This window comes from Allobosea sp. GW821-FHT09G06 (genome assembly GCF_059416005.1).
This window is the reverse complement of sequence record NZ_JBWKOI010000002.1, coordinates 296,993-311,627: the sequence shown is the minus strand read 5'-3', so window position 1 is coordinate 311,627 and position 14,635 is coordinate 296,993. Positions and strand designations below refer to the sequence as shown.

General features: G+C 67.3%; 12 protein-coding genes and 2 tRNA genes. 9 read left to right on the top strand and 5 right to left on the bottom strand.

What is annotated here, in order from left to right; translation table 11 throughout:
* Window positions 1-71 precede the first annotated feature (71 nt).
* Window positions 72-2,246, bottom strand: a complete 2,175-nt coding sequence (gene katG, locus AC07NY_RS11635; protein ID WP_494583968.1) for a catalase/peroxidase HPI — start codon at window positions 2,244-2,246, stop codon at window positions 72-74.
* Between the two features lie 184 nt (window positions 2,247-2,430).
* Between katG and AC07NY_RS11630 the strand changes: the two genes are divergently transcribed.
* Entirely contained in the window at window positions 2,431-3,366 is a 936-nt protein-coding gene (locus AC07NY_RS11630) for a hydrogen peroxide-inducible genes activator (RefSeq protein ID WP_494583967.1), read from the top strand.
* A gap of 57 nt (window positions 3,367-3,423) precedes the next feature.
* Here the strand turns inward: AC07NY_RS11630 and AC07NY_RS11625 are convergent, their stop codons facing one another.
* Window positions 3,424-3,732 (bottom strand): hypothetical protein, encoded by a 309-nt coding sequence (locus AC07NY_RS11625; RefSeq protein ID WP_492284708.1) that lies wholly within the window; start codon window positions 3,730-3,732, stop codon window positions 3,424-3,426.
* A gap of 266 nt (window positions 3,733-3,998) precedes the next feature.
* A tRNA-Gln gene (locus tag AC07NY_RS11620) sits at window positions 3,999-4,073 on the bottom strand.
* 148 nt (window positions 4,074-4,221) lie between these two features.
* On the opposite strand from AC07NY_RS11620, the gene AC07NY_RS11615 reads away from it, so the two are divergent.
* The 5 genes from AC07NY_RS11615 to AC07NY_RS11595 all read left to right on the top strand — a co-directional run bounded on the left by AC07NY_RS11615 (window position 4,222) and on the right by AC07NY_RS11595 (window position 7,363).
* Window positions 4,222-4,298, top strand: a tRNA-Pro gene (locus AC07NY_RS11615).
* 220 nt (window positions 4,299-4,518) lie between these two features.
* Window positions 4,519-5,103: an HAD family hydrolase gene (locus AC07NY_RS11610; RefSeq protein ID WP_494583966.1), complete on the top strand. Its 585-nt coding sequence runs from the start codon at window positions 4,519-4,521 to the stop codon at window positions 5,101-5,103.
* Between the two features lie 553 nt (window positions 5,104-5,656).
* Window positions 5,657-5,812, top strand: a complete 156-nt coding sequence (locus tag AC07NY_RS11605) for a hypothetical protein (protein WP_494583965.1) — start codon at window positions 5,657-5,659, stop codon at window positions 5,810-5,812.
* Between the two features lie 485 nt (window positions 5,813-6,297).
* On the top strand, window positions 6,298-6,432 hold the full coding sequence (locus AC07NY_RS11600) for a hypothetical protein (protein ID WP_494583964.1): 135 nt from the start codon (window positions 6,298-6,300) through the stop codon (window positions 6,430-6,432).
* A 16-nt stretch (window positions 6,433-6,448) separates the two neighbouring features.
* Entirely contained in the window at window positions 6,449-7,363 is a 915-nt protein-coding gene (locus AC07NY_RS11595; protein WP_494583963.1) for an MBL fold metallo-hydrolase, read from the top strand.
* Window positions 7,364-7,372: 9 nt separating this feature from the next.
* Here AC07NY_RS11595 and AC07NY_RS11590 read toward each other — a convergent pair whose 3' ends face one another.
* Complete coding sequence (locus tag AC07NY_RS11590; RefSeq protein ID WP_494583962.1) at window positions 7,373-8,149, bottom strand: DUF1499 domain-containing protein; 777 nt, start codon at window positions 8,147-8,149, stop codon at window positions 7,373-7,375.
* Between the two features lie 160 nt (window positions 8,150-8,309).
* On the opposite strand from AC07NY_RS11590, the gene AC07NY_RS11585 reads away from it, so the two are divergent.
* Window positions 8,310-10,808, top strand: a complete 2,499-nt coding sequence (locus AC07NY_RS11585; protein ID WP_494583961.1) for a methyl-accepting chemotaxis protein — start codon at window positions 8,310-8,312, stop codon at window positions 10,806-10,808.
* 93 nt (window positions 10,809-10,901) lie between these two features.
* Here the strand turns inward: AC07NY_RS11585 and AC07NY_RS11580 are convergent, their stop codons facing one another.
* Complete coding sequence (locus tag AC07NY_RS11580) at window positions 10,902-12,527, bottom strand: long-chain-fatty-acid--CoA ligase (protein WP_494583960.1); 1,626 nt, start codon at window positions 12,525-12,527, stop codon at window positions 10,902-10,904.
* 133 nt (window positions 12,528-12,660) lie between these two features.
* Between AC07NY_RS11580 and AC07NY_RS11575 the strand changes: the two genes are divergently transcribed.
* Together AC07NY_RS11575 and AC07NY_RS11570 are read left to right on the top strand one after the other, a co-directional pair.
* The gene (locus tag AC07NY_RS11575; protein ID WP_492287637.1) at window positions 12,661-13,125 is read left to right on the top strand and encodes a MarR family winged helix-turn-helix transcriptional regulator; all 465 of its coding nucleotides are present in this window, start codon (window positions 12,661-12,663) and stop codon (window positions 13,123-13,125) included.
* Window positions 13,126-13,131: 6 nt separating this feature from the next.
* The gene (locus tag AC07NY_RS11570; protein ID WP_494583959.1) at window positions 13,132-14,595 is read left to right on the top strand and encodes an amidase; all 1,464 of its coding nucleotides are present in this window, start codon (window positions 13,132-13,134) and stop codon (window positions 14,593-14,595) included.
* Window positions 14,596-14,635: the final 40 nt, after the last annotated feature.

Sequence of the window (14,635 nt, the reverse complement as noted above, 5' to 3'; positions counted from 1 at the left end):
ATCACCCCAACGAAAAGCCCCGCCGGTTGGGCCGGCGGGGCTTATGACAAAGCGTTATGGCGAGATGCCGATCAGGCCGCGTCGGCGCGGTCCGCGTTCATCACCTTGGCCCAGGCGGCGACGAAATCGTCGACGAACTTCCGGGCATTGTCGTCCTGGGCATAGACCTCGGCATAGGCGCGCAGCACCGAGTTCGAGCCGAAGACGAGATCGACGCGGCTGGCGGTCCACTTCACCGCGCCGGTCTTGCGGTCGCGGATCTCGTAGAGGCCGTCAGCGGTCGGCACCCAGCTGTATTGCATGTCGGTGAGGTTGGCGAAGAAGTCGCTGGTCAGCGCGCCGACACGGTCGGTGAACACGCCATGCTTCGTGCCGCCATGGTTGGTGCCGAGCACGCGCATGCCGCCGAGCAACACCGTCATCTCCGCCGCCGTCAAGCCGAGCAGCTGGGCCCGGTCGAGCAGCATTTCCTCGCCGGTGACGACATAGGCTTCCTTCTGCCAGTTGCGGAAACCGTCGGCGAGCGGCTCCAGCGGGGCGAAGGAATCCGCGTCGGTCTGCGCGGCGCTGGCGTCGCCACGCCCCGGTACGAAGGGCACGGTCACGTCGAAGCCAGCAGCCTTGGCCGCCTTTTCGACGCCGACATTGCCGGCGAGCACGATGACGTCGGCGACGCTCGCGCCGGTCGCCGCTGCAATCGGCTCCAGAACCGAGAGAACCCGCGCCAGACGCGCCGGCTCGTTGCCGGCCCAGTCCTTCTGGGGAGCGAGGCGGATGCGGGCGCCGTTACTGCCGCCGCGCTTGTCCGAGCCGCGGAAGGTGCGAGCGCTGTCCCAGGCGGTCGAGACGAGATCGGCCGTCGACAGGCCGCTTTCAGCGATCTTCGCCTTGACGGCGCCGACATCGTAGCCGACGCGGCCGGCCGGGACCGGGTCCTGCCAGATCAGCTCCTCGGACGGGACGTCCCGGCCGAAATAACGCGATTTCGGACCGAGATCGCGATGGGTCAGCTTGAACCAGGCGCGGGCGAAGGCATCCGAGAACGCGTCGAAATCGTTGAGGAAACGCTCCGAGATCGCCCGGTAGGCCGGATCGACCTTCAGGGCCATGTCGGCATCGGTCATCATCGGGTTGTGGCGGATCGCGGCGTCCTCCACATCGACCGGCTTGTCCGCATCGGCAATCGAGACCGGCTCGTACTGCCAGGCGCCGGCCGGCGACTTGCGCAGCTCCCAGTCATGGCGGAAAAGCATCTCGAAGAAGCCGTTGTCCCAGCGCGTCGGATGGGTGGTCCAGGCACCCTCGATGCCGCTGACGACCTGATCGCGGCCGATGCCGCGGCCCTTCCGGTTCATCCAGCCCAGGCCCTGGTCCTCAAGCGAGCCGCCTTCCGGCGCCGGGCTGAGATTGGCCGCATCGCCATTGCCATGGCTCTTGCCGATGGTGTGGCCGCCGGCGGTCAGAGCGACGGTTTCCTCGTCGTCCATCGCCATGCGCGCGAAGGTCTCGCGCATCATCGCGGCGGTCTTGAGCGGGTCCGGCTTGCCGTTCACGCCTTCCGGGTTGACGTAGATCAGGCCCATCTGGACGGCGGCCAGCGGGTTCGCCAGCGTCTTGGCATCAGCGACGTCGCCATAGCGATTGTCGCTCGGCGCCAGCCACTCCTTCTCCTCGCCCCAGTAGATGTCCTTCTCGGGGTGCCAGATGTCCTCGCGGCCGAAGGCGAAGCCGAAGGTCTTCAGGCCCGCGACCTCATAGGCGATCGTGCCGGCGAGCGCGATCAGGTCGGCCCAGCTGACGCGGTTGCCGTATTTCTTCTTGATCGGCCAGAGCAGGCGGCGCGGCTTGTCGGTATTGGCGTTGTCCGGCCAGGAGTTCAGCGGCGCGAAGCGCTGGTTGCCGGTGCCGGCGCCACCACGGCCGTCGGAGATGCGATAGGTGCCGGCGGCATGCCAGGTCATGCGGGCCATGGTGCCGACATAGCTGCCCCAGTCGGCCGGCCACCACTCCTGGCTGTCGGTCATCAGCGCGCGCAGGTCGTTCTTCAGCGCGGCGACGTCGAGCTTCTTCAGCTCCTCGCGATAGTTGAAGTCCTTGCCGAGCGGATTGGTCTTGCTGTCCTGCTGGTGAAGGATGTCCAGGTTCAGGGCGTTCGGCCACCAGCTGGTGACGGAACCGCCGGTCTGGGTCATCCCGCCATGCATGACCGGGCACTTGCCGGCCTTCTTCACGTCGCTGCCGTCCATGATATCCCCCTTCGGAGCCTGCTGAATCGGGTCTTTCCGGAAGGCGCCTGACGCCTCGCGCCGGAAGACGGCGCCTCCCGCATCCGCCCGAAGCCGATGCCGCGCCGTTCCATTCGAATGGTTCTAGGGAAAAGCTATCATAATGAGAACTTGAATTTTCAAATGATTACGATAAATTTTTCAAATGATCTCGATCAAGCATCTCCGCTATTTCTCAGCTTTGGCCCAGCATCGGCATTTCGGCCGCGCAGCGGATGCCTGCGCGATCAGCCAGCCGGCGCTGTCGCTACAGATCAAGGACCTGGAGGATCTGCTCGGCGCGCAACTGGTCGAGCGTGATCGCCGCCAGATCCGCCTGACCAGCCTCGGCGAGACCTTTGCCGGGCGGGCCCGGCAGATCCTGCGCTCGGTCGACGAATTGGCGGATCTTGCGCGCGCTTCCAACCCGTCCTTGGGCGGCCGCCTGCGGCTTGGCATGATCCCGACCGTCGCGCCCTATCTCCTGCCGGCCGTGATCCGGCGATTGACCGAGCGCTTCCCGGCGGTCGACCTGCGCCCCCGCGAGGCGGTTACCGGCAAGCTGACGGAAGACCTGATCTCCGGCGGGCTCGATGTCGCCGTCATGGCCCTGCCGGCCTCGGAACCTTCCTTGCAGCATCATCCGCTGTTCGACGAGGAATTCGTCCTCGTCAGGCCACTCGCCGACCAGAACAGGCCGCCGCCGGGCGTCGAAAGCCTGCGCGCGATGCGCCTGCTGCTGCTGGAGGAAGGTCACTGCTTCCGCGACCAGGCGCTGGCCTTCTGCAACATGGCACCGGGGTTGGCGCAGGACCCCATGGAAGGCAGTTCGCTGGCGACGCTGGTGCGCATGGTCGGCGCCGGCATGGGCGTGACGCTGATCCCGGAAATGGCGATCGCTGCGGAAACCTCAGCGGTCGAGGTCAGCATCGCGCGGCTGGCCGAGCCGCGGCCGGCACGCAGCATCGGGCTGGTCTGGCGCAGGACGAATCCGCTTGCCCAGCATTTCATCGAGATTGGCGAGATCGTTCGCGAGGAGCACGCCATGCTGCGGCGGCGGGATGGTGACGCAAATCCGCTGCCGACCCCGCCGCTCCAATAGAAAAGCGGCCCGTTTCCGGGCCGCTGATCATCAGGAATCTTGGCCGGCGAGGGCCGCTTACCAGCCAGGATGGCGGCGATAATACCCCGGGCGCGGCCCGTATCCGGGGCGCGGACCATAGCCGTAGCCCCGGCCGTAATAGCCATGACGGGGGCCAGGCCCGTAGCCGCCGCGGCCATAGCGCTGCTGGCGCTGGGTCTCGCGCATGATCATGTGGCGCCGTTCGGCAGCCGCCGACCAGGTGTATTCCGCGTCCTGCTGGTCCAGCCGCTGGGCAGTCGATGCCGGCAGATCCTGCGAGGCCATCGCCGGGGCCGCCAGCGCCATGCCGATGCCCAGAGCGGCGAGGGTGAGGAATTTACGCATAAGCTGTCTCCTTGAACTGACCACATTAAACGCGCCAACAGGCCAACGGTTCATGAACCGGATTGTTGGCTGGCGTTCATCAGGCGGGGATTGCCGCCCGATTGCCGGGCGCCTCGCCTGAGTGGTTTGCTGCGCGGCCCTTTGAATGCCCGATTGAGGCAAGGGCACGGCGCGCATCGTTGTTTCCCGGCGGAAGCCTTACGCGCCGCCTTCGACTTTTCCACAAGGGCTATGCAGGGTGCGCTTCTACAAAGATCCGAAGCGCTTGGCTGGGGCGCCAGGATTCGAACCTGGGAATGGCGGTACCAAAAACCGCTGCCTTACCACTTGGCGACGCCCCAATGTGCGGCGCCTTCTAGAACGCGGCGCCGCAACGCGCAACCGTCAAGCGGCCTTGTTCCCGCAGGCGCAGCAAGAATTCCTCCACAACCTGCAAAGAGCCTGTTGCGCCGAAGCCGCGTGCTGGCTATAAGCCGGCCACCAGCGGATCGGAGTGTGGCTCAGCCTGGTAGAGCACCTCGTTCGGGACGAGGGGGTCGCAGGTTCAAATCCTGCCACTCCGACCAAAATTTCCCGATAACTATCAAGATACTAGAAAATCGGCCCTTCGGGGCCTTTTTCTTTGACCGGCAGGTATGCCGAGCGTTTCACGCGTCCCCATCGCCGTGCTTCCACCGCGTGCTCCCGGCCCGCGGCTTCACGCCCAGTCGGCCACGATGATCCACCGGCTTCAGCAGGCCAGACTGCGGCTTGAACGTTCCGCGCCGTCAGCGCTATAGCCACCCGATGGCAAGCACATTCGACATTCCAGCGAGCATTGAAGCGCTCATCTTCGATTGCGACGGCACGCTCGTCGACACCTTGCCGATCTATGCCAGCGCCTGGGCCCATGGCTTCCAACCGTCCGGGCAGGCCATGGAGCGCGACTGGTATCTGGAACGCGCCGGCTATTCCGAACATGCGCTCATGGACCAGTTCGACGCCGACCACGGCGTCACGGTTGATCGGGAGCACGTCATCGACCTGATGCGCCGGAAATTCCTCATGGATATCGCTGCGGTGCAGGAGATCACCGCGATTGCCGGCATTGCCCGGACCCACCAGGGCAGCCTTTCGATGGCGGTCGCCTCCGGCGGCTCGCGCCAGATCGTTTCAGCCTGCCTCGAAGCGACCGGCCTGACCAAACTGTTCGCGACCGTCGTCACCATCGAGGACGTCACCAGGCCGAAACCCGCGCCGGACCTGTTCCTCGAGGCCGCTCGCCGCCTTGGGATCGAGCCGACGAAGTGCTGCGTCTTCGAGGATTCGCCGCAAGGCCTGGAGGCCGCGCGCAATGCCGGAATGCTCGCGATCGACGTCCGGACCGTCTGACCCCTCAGCAGGAATCACGCGCCAGGGACAAGGGCCGCACCTTCAGGGAAGCCGGCAAGGCACCGGACGTCGCCCCGAGCCCACTGCCCGGCTTCGGCAAGGGCATGAACGAAACGGCACGTCCATCGTGCGATCGAACACCGGTGATCAAGAGGGCTTGTTCGCCGACCGCTTCGTCGGCGCAATAGAGACGCGCTCGCTCAAACCGCCTGGGCAGAGCGTTGGCTCACGCTCCCGGCGTTTCACTCGATGATCGGAGCCCGATCCGCCATCTCGAGGAAAATAGCGATGCAGGCCGCAAAACACATCGCGATTGTCAGCATTCCACCCTCCGGACGCCGGAACGTCTCTCGTTTGGACCGACAATAACATCAAAATGCATTCGCATTCGCAGCAATCGTCGCTGCAGTGCAGCCAGAGCTCGTGGAGGCGCCAGGGTGGTGATGCCCGGCCAACGGTTGCCCGTGAAGGATGCGATGCCGCCGACGAGGGCTCCCGGCGGTTGGCACGAAATGTGCGGAATCCCCGAGGCGAGGAAGGAAACCGAACCACAATGACACAGATCGAATTCGGGGTGGCACAAGGCCACCGACCTCAGGTCCTTTCCGAGCAGGCCGTGGCCCTGCTGCTGGCCGGCGTCATCGTCGTCGGGCAGGCGAGCTGGCTCGCTCTGCTCGGCTACGGCACCTGGCGCCTGCTGTTCGGGTAGGCCTCGTTAGCGCTCAATCGTGCCATTCGAGGGTAGGGGCGCGATCGGCCAGTTCGAGGAAGATGCCGAGGCACCCAAGCATGATCGTCATCGCGGTCAGCATCGTGCCATCCTAGGCAATCCCGGAACTTCTGTTCCGACGACGATGATCCAGTTGCCCGCTTAATGCGCGGCTAAGGCGCAGCGTTAAGAAACGGTCAATTCATGCCTCAGCAGGCGCGCGCGGCCTCGGCGCTTCGGCCGACCGTCACCCATCCGTCAAACGGCACGACTATTGCGTCGGCCCCGAAACGGAGACCGACATGCTGCGCGACTGCCCGACCGACGCCAAAGCCACCCTCGCCCTGATCGCGATTTCAGCGATCTGCATCCTGGGCTGGCTTGCCGATCTCGGACTTTGAGCGCATTTTCGCGCCCGAATGGCCCCTGTCATCCGGCTCGACCAGCCTCTAGACTACGGCTGCAATGAATCGAATGGTTGGGCCATGAAGCGCATTACCCTCCTTGCCGGCATCCTCGGACTGGCCGTTTTCCTGTCCGGCTGCGACAAATGCGGCAATTTCAGCCCGCTGTTCGGGCCCTATGATACCAAGAGCTGCAGCGGCAAGTCGACCAGCTGAAGCCGCATCGCCAGAAATGAGCGACGAGATCGAGTTCGACCGCAGCGCGACGACGGAAGCCGGCACGGTCGCCAGCCTGTCCCCGCTGGTGCGCCGGATCATCGCCGGCAATAGCGGGCCGATGACCTTCACCGGGACCTGTTCCTATATCGTCGGCCGCGGCACCGTCGCGATCATCGATCCCGGCCCGGACGATGCCGGCCATGTCGAGCGCCTGCTGGCGGCGGTTCGCGGCGAGACGGTCAGCCATATCGTCGTGACGCACACGCATCGCGACCATTCCCCGGCCGTGCCGGCGCTGCAGGCCGCGACCGGCGCGACGGTGGTGGGCTGCGGGCCGCATCGCCCCTCGCGGCAGCTCGGCCCCGGCGAGGGCCGCGTGCTCGACGCCGCCGCCGATACCGATTTCGCGCCGGACCAGGAAATGCGCGACGGCGACGCCGTTTCCGGACCCGGCTGGAGCCTCGCCGCGGTCGAGACGCCGGGCCACACCGCCAACCATCTCGCCTTCACGCTGGCCGAGGAAGCGACGTTGTTCTCCGGCGATCATGTCATGGCCTGGTCGACCTCGGTGGTCGCTCCGCCGGACGGTTCGATGGCGGCCTATATGGCCTCGATCGAGAAGCTGCGCGGGCTGGAGCATGCCCGCTACTGGCCGGGCCATGGCGGCCCGGTCACCGAGCCGCAGCGTTTCCTGCGCGGGCTCGTCCAGCATCGGCGCCAGCGCGAGGCCGCGATCCTCAACCGGCTCGGCGCAGGCGACGAGACGATCGCCGCGATGGTGCCGGTGATCTATCAGGGCCTGGCGCCGGCCCTGCACGGGGCTGCCGCGCTCTCCGTGCTGGCGCAGCTCGAGGACCTCGTCCTGCGCGGCACCGTCCTGTCCAGCGACGCCATTCCCGCTCTCGCCAGCCGCTACAGGCTCGCCTGACGCGCCCCCTCAGCGGCTCTCGGTCAGAAGCTCGATCTCGTCGGCGAAGGCCGCGATCCGGGCTGCGTTCGCGCCGAGATCGTGGCTGCCGAGGCGCGAGGCGGAGCGGATGTCGATCCGGCTGCCATCGACGCGCGGCCGGATGCGGATGGTGATGTCCTCGGAGAAGCGCAGGATGCGGCCGCGCGCGACGGCCTCGACCCGCCCGGCCCCGCTACGCCCACCCGGGCGCGCCGTCTCCAGCACCTGCCAGCCGAGACCCAGCGCCGCCCGTCTGGCAAGATCGAAGGCAGCGTCTGCCGGCAGTTCGAGCAGGATCGGCACGGCCTTGGGATAGGCCTGCCGCTGCAGGCGCCGGCGCTCGGCGGGAAGATCGGGCGGAACCCGCCCGACGCGCGCGGTCAGCGCGGCCTGCGAGCGGCTGAAGGCGGGCGGATCGTCGATATCGGTCGAGACATCGGCGAGAGCCGGCCGGGTCACGAGCCGGACCGCGACATAGCCGGCCGGCGCGAGCAGGATGAGCGACAGCAGCATCGCGCCTGCCGCCTTGCCGACGCCGCGATGGCCGGAATGCCAGATGCGGATGAAGGCGAGGATGGCGAGGCCGAGCGCCGCAAGCACGAGAACATAGGCGCCGGCAACCGGCGCAAGCCCCTCGATGCTTGGTTCCCGCAATCGCACGAGCAGCAGGGACAGCAACAGCACCGCACAGGAAAACCAGGCCAGCCGCCGGCTCCAGACGGCCGCGCGCGAAACCGGTTCCTCGAAGACGAGACGGCGGTGCATGCCCTTTCGTGCCCGTCGCGCAACCGGAAGGCAAGCTGCGGGACACGCTAAGCGTAATCTTAATCAAATCGGCAATAAAACGGTGGAACGAGGTCAGGCTGCGGCCTGCCCCCCGCCTTCGTCACCGCCTTATCGCCGCCTGTCACGCCCGAGTGCCGCCGTGAAATTCTTCCCCTCGTCGATCCAGAACTATCTCGTCGCGACCATGGCGTGCCTGTGCGTGCCCGGCATCGGGGCGCTGGGCTACATGGCGTACCAGTCCATCTCGGATGTGCGCACGAACATGGAGCTGGCCGAGCTGGTCGAGGCCGACAAGGCCCTGCTGCTCGCCGGCAACGCGATCCGCACCGCGCGCGGCCAGGCCCAGACCAGCATCCAGGTCGCCGACGATCCGGCCGCGACGCTGAAGCAGATCGAGGAGAGCAATCGCAGCCGCATCGCTGACGCGGTCGCGCAGCTCGGCGAGACCGGCCTGCCGGGCCGCCAGGAGCTGATCGCCGGCATCCTGCAACAGCAGAAGCTGACCGACGCCCGGATGGCCGATCTCTATGCCGAGGCGTCGAAGCCGAAGGCGCAGCGCAGCCTTGCTGCGACCATGCCCTGGTATAACGGCATCGGCGCGATCGAGGCCGCCATCGTCAAGGCCTCGGACGAGACCTCCAACGCCGCCCGCCTCGCCGACCCGATCCTCGCCGACCTGCAGGGCTTCAAATCGGCCGGCTGGGACGTGCGCTCGAATTACGGCACGCAGTGCTCGGTGCTCCGCCCGGTCTTCGGCTCGGGCAAGGCGCTGGAAACCGCGCAGATCCGCAGGCTCGGCGAATTGCGCGGCGTCTCCAACACCTCCGGCGAAACATTGAAGCAGCTCGCCTCCCGCCCCGGCGTCGGCAGCGAGCTCGCCCGGAAGGTCGGCGTGATGTCGGCCGAGGTCGAGGCCTCGAACCGCAAGATGGACGAGCTGATCGGCAAGCTCGGCCAGGGAGCCGGCCCCGTCATCGCGGCAGAAGAGTGGACGAAGCAGTGCAATGCGCCGTTCACCGCCATCGTCTCGGCCGTCACCCAGTCGCTCGACGACATGGTCGTGCGGACCGACAAGAAGCTCAACGCCGCCTGGATCAAGCTCGGCATCGTCGCCGCGCTGCTGGCCACCCTGCTCGCGATCTGCGTGATGAGCCTGCGTGGCGTGCAGCGCCGGATCGCGCGGCCGCTGGTCTCGCTGAAATCCGCGCTGGACGAGATGCAGCAGGGCAATTTCGCCAAGGCCATCCCGGCCGCCCCCTCGCCGGACGAGATCGGCGCGCTGAGCGGCGCGCTCGAAATCTACCGCGAGAACGCACTCGCCCTCGAACAGAACCGGCGCGACCGCGAACTCGCCATGCTCGCCGATGCCGAACAGGCCGCCCATGTCCAGAAGCTGCTCGGCGAAGTCGCCACCATCGTCGCCGATGCGCGCGAGGGCAATTTCTCCGGCAAGGCGCAGGTCGGCGGCATGGAAGGCCCGCTGAAGGAGCTCGTCGAGGGCATCAACGAGATCAACGCGGTGGTCGACGGCGCGACGACGGAGTTCGCGGAAGCCCTGTCGGCGATCGCGGGTGGCGACCTGACCAATCGGGTCGAGACCACCTATCGCGGCCGCTTCGCCGACCTGAAGGGCGCGATCAACGAGACGGTTGACCGTCTCTCGGACACGGTGGCGACGATCCAGACGACCTCGGCCGATGTGGGCCTTGCCGCACGCGAGATCAACATGGGCGCCGACGATCTGTCGAAGCGCACCGAAGAGCAGGCCTCCTCGCTGGAGGAGACCGCCGCCACGACCGAGGAGCTCGCGGCCTCGGTCAAGGCTTCGGCCCAGGCCTCGAAGGATGCCGCGCGGATCGCCGACGAGGCGATGCAGGCAGCCGAGAGCGGCGGCACCATCGCCGGCCAGGCGGTCGATGCCATGGCCCGGATCGAGACCGCCTCGCAGAAGATCTCCGACATCATCCGCGTCATCGACGACATCGCCTTCCAGACCAACCTGCTGGCGCTCAACGCCGCGGTCGAGGCGGCCCGTGCCGGCGATGCCGGCAAGGGCTTCGCCGTCGTCGCCTCGGAAGTGCGCACGCTGGCGCAGCGCTCCAGCTCCGCGGCCAAGGACATTTCCGGGCTGATCTCCTCGTCCAATGTCGAGGTCGGCGAGGGCGTGAAGCTGGTGCGGCAGGCCGGCGATCAGCTCGCCCGCATCCTCGCGGCCTCGCAGAAGGTCGCGGCGACGATCGCCGATATCTCGGCGGCCTCGGGCGAGCAGGCCAACGGCATCGACGAGATGAGCCAGGCCGTGGCGCATCTCGACGAGATGACGCAGCAGAACGCGGCCTTGTCCGAGCAGAGCGCGGCCTCGGCCGGCTCGCTCTCCGGCCGGATCGAGCAGCTCAACGCGCTGGTCGCGGCGTTCAAGACCGGCCGCGAGGCGGCCGGCCAGGCGGGTTACGCCCAGCCAGCCACGGCGCCGCGTGCCAAGGCGCCGGTGCGCGTGGCGGCAAGCCAGGCAACCATGGCATCCGACGAACCGGCGCGTCTGCGCCAGCTCGCCGAAGCCGCCTTCGTCCAGTCCCGCTCCGCCCCGCGCAAGGTCGCCAATGGCCGCGTTCAGGACGCCGGGTGGGAGGAATTCTGAGGCAACAGCCCCCGGAATGACATGACCAGAATATCGGAACGGCGCCCTCTCGGGCGCCGTTCGCGCTTCCAGGCAGCGGGCCGGGCCAGCCCTTTAGCCCGGCAGCCGATAATCGCTGAACATCTCGCGCAGCTTCGTCTTCTGGATCTTGCCGGTCGCGGTGTGAGGGATGGCTTCGACCAGCACGACATCGTCCGGCAGCCACCATTTCGCGATCTTGCCGGTCATGAAGGCAAGCATCTCGTCCTTGCCCGGCTTGCGCCCCGGCTTCGGCACGATCACCAGCAGCGGTCGCTCGTCCCATTTCGGATGGGCGATGCCGATCACAGCGGCTTCCGCGACATCGGGATGGCCGACCGCGAGGTTCTCCAGATCGATCGAGGAAATCCATTCGCCGCCGGACTTGATGACGTCCTTGGAGCGGTCGGTGACCTGCATGTAGCCGGCGGGATCGATGGTCGCGACATCGCCGGTGTCGAAGAAGCCGTGATCATCGAGGATGCCGTCCTCGTTGCGATAATAGGCGCCCGCGACCGCCGGCCCGCGCACCTTGAGTCGACCGAAGGTCCTGCCGTCCCAGGGCAGGTCCGCGCCGGCATCGTCGGTGAGGCGGAACTCGACCGTGAAGGGCGGATGGCCCTGCTTCACCTTGAGATCGTAGAGCGCGTCGCCCGAAAGTCCTTCATAGACCGGCTTCAGCGAGCAGAAGGAGCCGAGCGGGCTCATCTCGGTCATGCCCCAGGCATGGGCGACGGTGACGCCGAACTTGCGTTCGAAAGCCTCGGTCATCGCACGCGGACAGGCCGAGCCGCCGATGACGACGCGCTTCAGCGTCGAGAGCCCGCCGCCGGTCGCCTCCAGATGCTGGAGCAGCCCGAGCCAGACGGTCGGCACCGCCGCCGTCATGGTCACGCCCTCCTCCTCCAGCAACTGGTGCAGCGAAGGCCCGTCGAGCCGGGCGCCCGGCATGACCAGCTTGGCCCCGGTCATCGGCGCGGAATAGGCCAGCGACCAGCTATTGGCATGGAAGAGCGGCACGACGGGCATCACCGTGTCGCGCGCCGACAGGCCCATATAATCAGGCGCGGCACAGGCAAGCGCGTGCAGCACGTTCGAACGGTGCGAGTAGAGCACGCCCTTCGGCCCACCGGTCGTGCCCGAGGTGTAGCAGAGCCCGGCCGCCGTATTCTCGTCGAATCGGCTCCAGGCGAAATCGTCGTCCGCCTCGGCCAGCCAATCCTCATAGGCGACGGCGCCCTTGAGGTTCGTCTGCGGCATATGCGCGGCGTCGGTCAGGACGATATAGCGCTCGATGCTCGGAAGCTTGTCCTGGATCGCCTCGATCATCGGCACGAAGGTGAGGTCGAGGAAGAGCAAACGGTCTTCCGCGTGATTGATGATCCAGGCGATCTGCTCCGGGAACAGCCGCGGATTCACCGTATGCGTGATCGCGCCGATGCCGCTGATGCCGTACCAGAGTTCGAGATGGCGATCGGTGTTCCAGGCCAGCGTCGCGACACGGTCTCCCAGCGCGATACCGTCTTTCTGCAGCCGCTTCGCCACTGTCAGCGCGCGGCTGCGAATCTGGACATAGCTGCGTCGCCTGAGAGCGCCATCCTCGACGGCGCGGCTCACCACCTCGCGCGTGCCGTGCTGGACGGCGGCGTGGTCGATGATGCGGTGGAGCAGAAGGGGCCAGTCCTGCATCAGGCCGAGCATGCGCATATCCTCCCAGATCCATTTTGCCGGAGGATAACGACCGGCTTCCGCGAAAGGAAAGTCATCCGATCGAAGGCTCGCCTGCGCGCGCGAGATGGTTTAGGTCTGATCCTTCAAAGAGCGGGGGAACGCCATGACCGCAGCCAAAGCCGTGCCACAGGCTGTGACCGAACCGGACCGGGTCTGGTTCCGCTTCCTGCGGCTGCACCAGCGCATGCTGATGCAGATGACGGCGCGCATCCGCACGCTCGGCCTCTCGATCCCGCAATTCGACCTGCTCTCGACCCTGACCGAGCAGGAAGGCATCAGCCAGAGCGAGCTGGCCGAGAAACTCTATGTGACCAAGGGCAATGTCTCGGGCCTCGTGGACCGGCTGGTGCAGGCCGGGCTGGTCGAACGCCGCGCGATTGCCGGCGACCGGCGTTCCTATGCGATGCATCTGACGCCTGAAGGGCGCCGCCTCGCCGAGGCCGGCATCGCCGCCCAGCGCGATTTCGTCGCCAGCACGCTCGGCAAGCTGAAGCCGGACGACCTCGCCGAACTCGACCGGCTCGTGCTGGTCTGGCGCGACCTCGCCCGCGCCGTCGATGCCGAGTGAGCGGCGATGGCCGACGGCATCGACCTGACCGCCTCCGCCACTGCCTTGCGTCAAGCGCTGCTCGCCCGTCGCTTCAGCGCCGCCGATCTCCTTGAAGCGACCTTCGCCCGCATCGATACGCTGAACCCGCGCCTCAACGCGATCGTCACCGAGGATCGCGACGCCGCCCGCGCGATGGCGAAAGCTTCGGACGAGCGCATCGCCAATGGCACGGCCCGCCCGCTCGAAGGGCTGCCGATCACGATCAAGGACGCGTTCGACGTCGCTGGTTTGCCGTCCTCCGGCGGTTTGCCCGCCTATCGCGAGCGTGTTCCCGCTGATGATGCCGCCCCGGTCGCCAGGCTGCGGGCCGCCGGTGTGGTGATCATCGGCAAGACGAACGTCCCCGTCTTCTCCGGCGATTTCCAGAGCTACAACCCGGCCCATGGCGTGACCAACAATCCCTGGGACGAGACGCGCTCGCCCGGCGGCTCGTCGGGCGGGGCTGCGGTTGCCGTCGCGACCGGCATGAGCGCCTTCGAGCTCGGCTCCGATCTCGGCAGCTCGATCCGCTGGCCGGCCCATGCCTGCGGCGTGTTCGGGCTCAAGACGAGCTGGGGGCTGGTCTCGACCTGGGGCGCGATCCCGCCGCCGCCCGAGCGGCGCACCTTGCGCAATGTCGACCTGATGGTCGCCGGCCCGATCACCCGCGCCGCCGAAGACCTCGACCTGATCCTGCCGGTGATCGCCGGGCCGCGCGATACTGCCTTGCCCTCGCCTGCCCTGCCCGCACCCCGCCAGACCAGCGCGAAAGGCCTGCGCGTCGCGCTCTGGGCCGACGATCCCTTCGCGCCGGTGGATCGCGAGGTATCCGATGCCGTGCGCGAGGCCGCCCGCCGCTTGGCCGAGGCCGGCGCGATCATCGACGAGACGGCGCGTCCCTCGGTTCGCTTCACCGACGCGTTCGAGGTCTATGCACTGCTGAACCATGCCGTCGTCGCCTATGGCTTGCCGCCGAAGGTGCGCGCCCGCATCCAGGCGCAAGCCGCCCGCTTCAGCCCGAACGACCTGTCGCATCAGGCCTTGCAGGCGCGTGGCGCCCGGATGACGCCGGGCTTCTACCAGCAGATCAACCAGCGCCGCCTCGCCCAGAAGCGGCAATGGGCGAGCTTCTTCACCCGCTACGACGTCGTGCTCTGCCCGCCGGCCCCGGTTGCCGCGATCCCGCATGACCATGGCGCGGATATCCATGCGCGGCGCCTCATCGTGAACGGCGAGCCGCGGCCCTATCTCGACTTCCTGCTCTGGGCTGCGCTCGCGACCGGAGCGGACCTGCCGGCCCTGTCGGCGCCGGTCATGCGCTCGCGCGACGGCCTGCCACTCGGCGTCCAGATCATCGCGCCCTTCGGCGAGGACCGCACGGCCATCGCCGTCGGGGCGATGCTGGAAGAGTTCGGCGGTCGTTTCACCCCGCCGCCAGCCGCTCGCTGAGCCGCCCGGACAGGCCATTACGCCCGTTTGGCGCGCACCC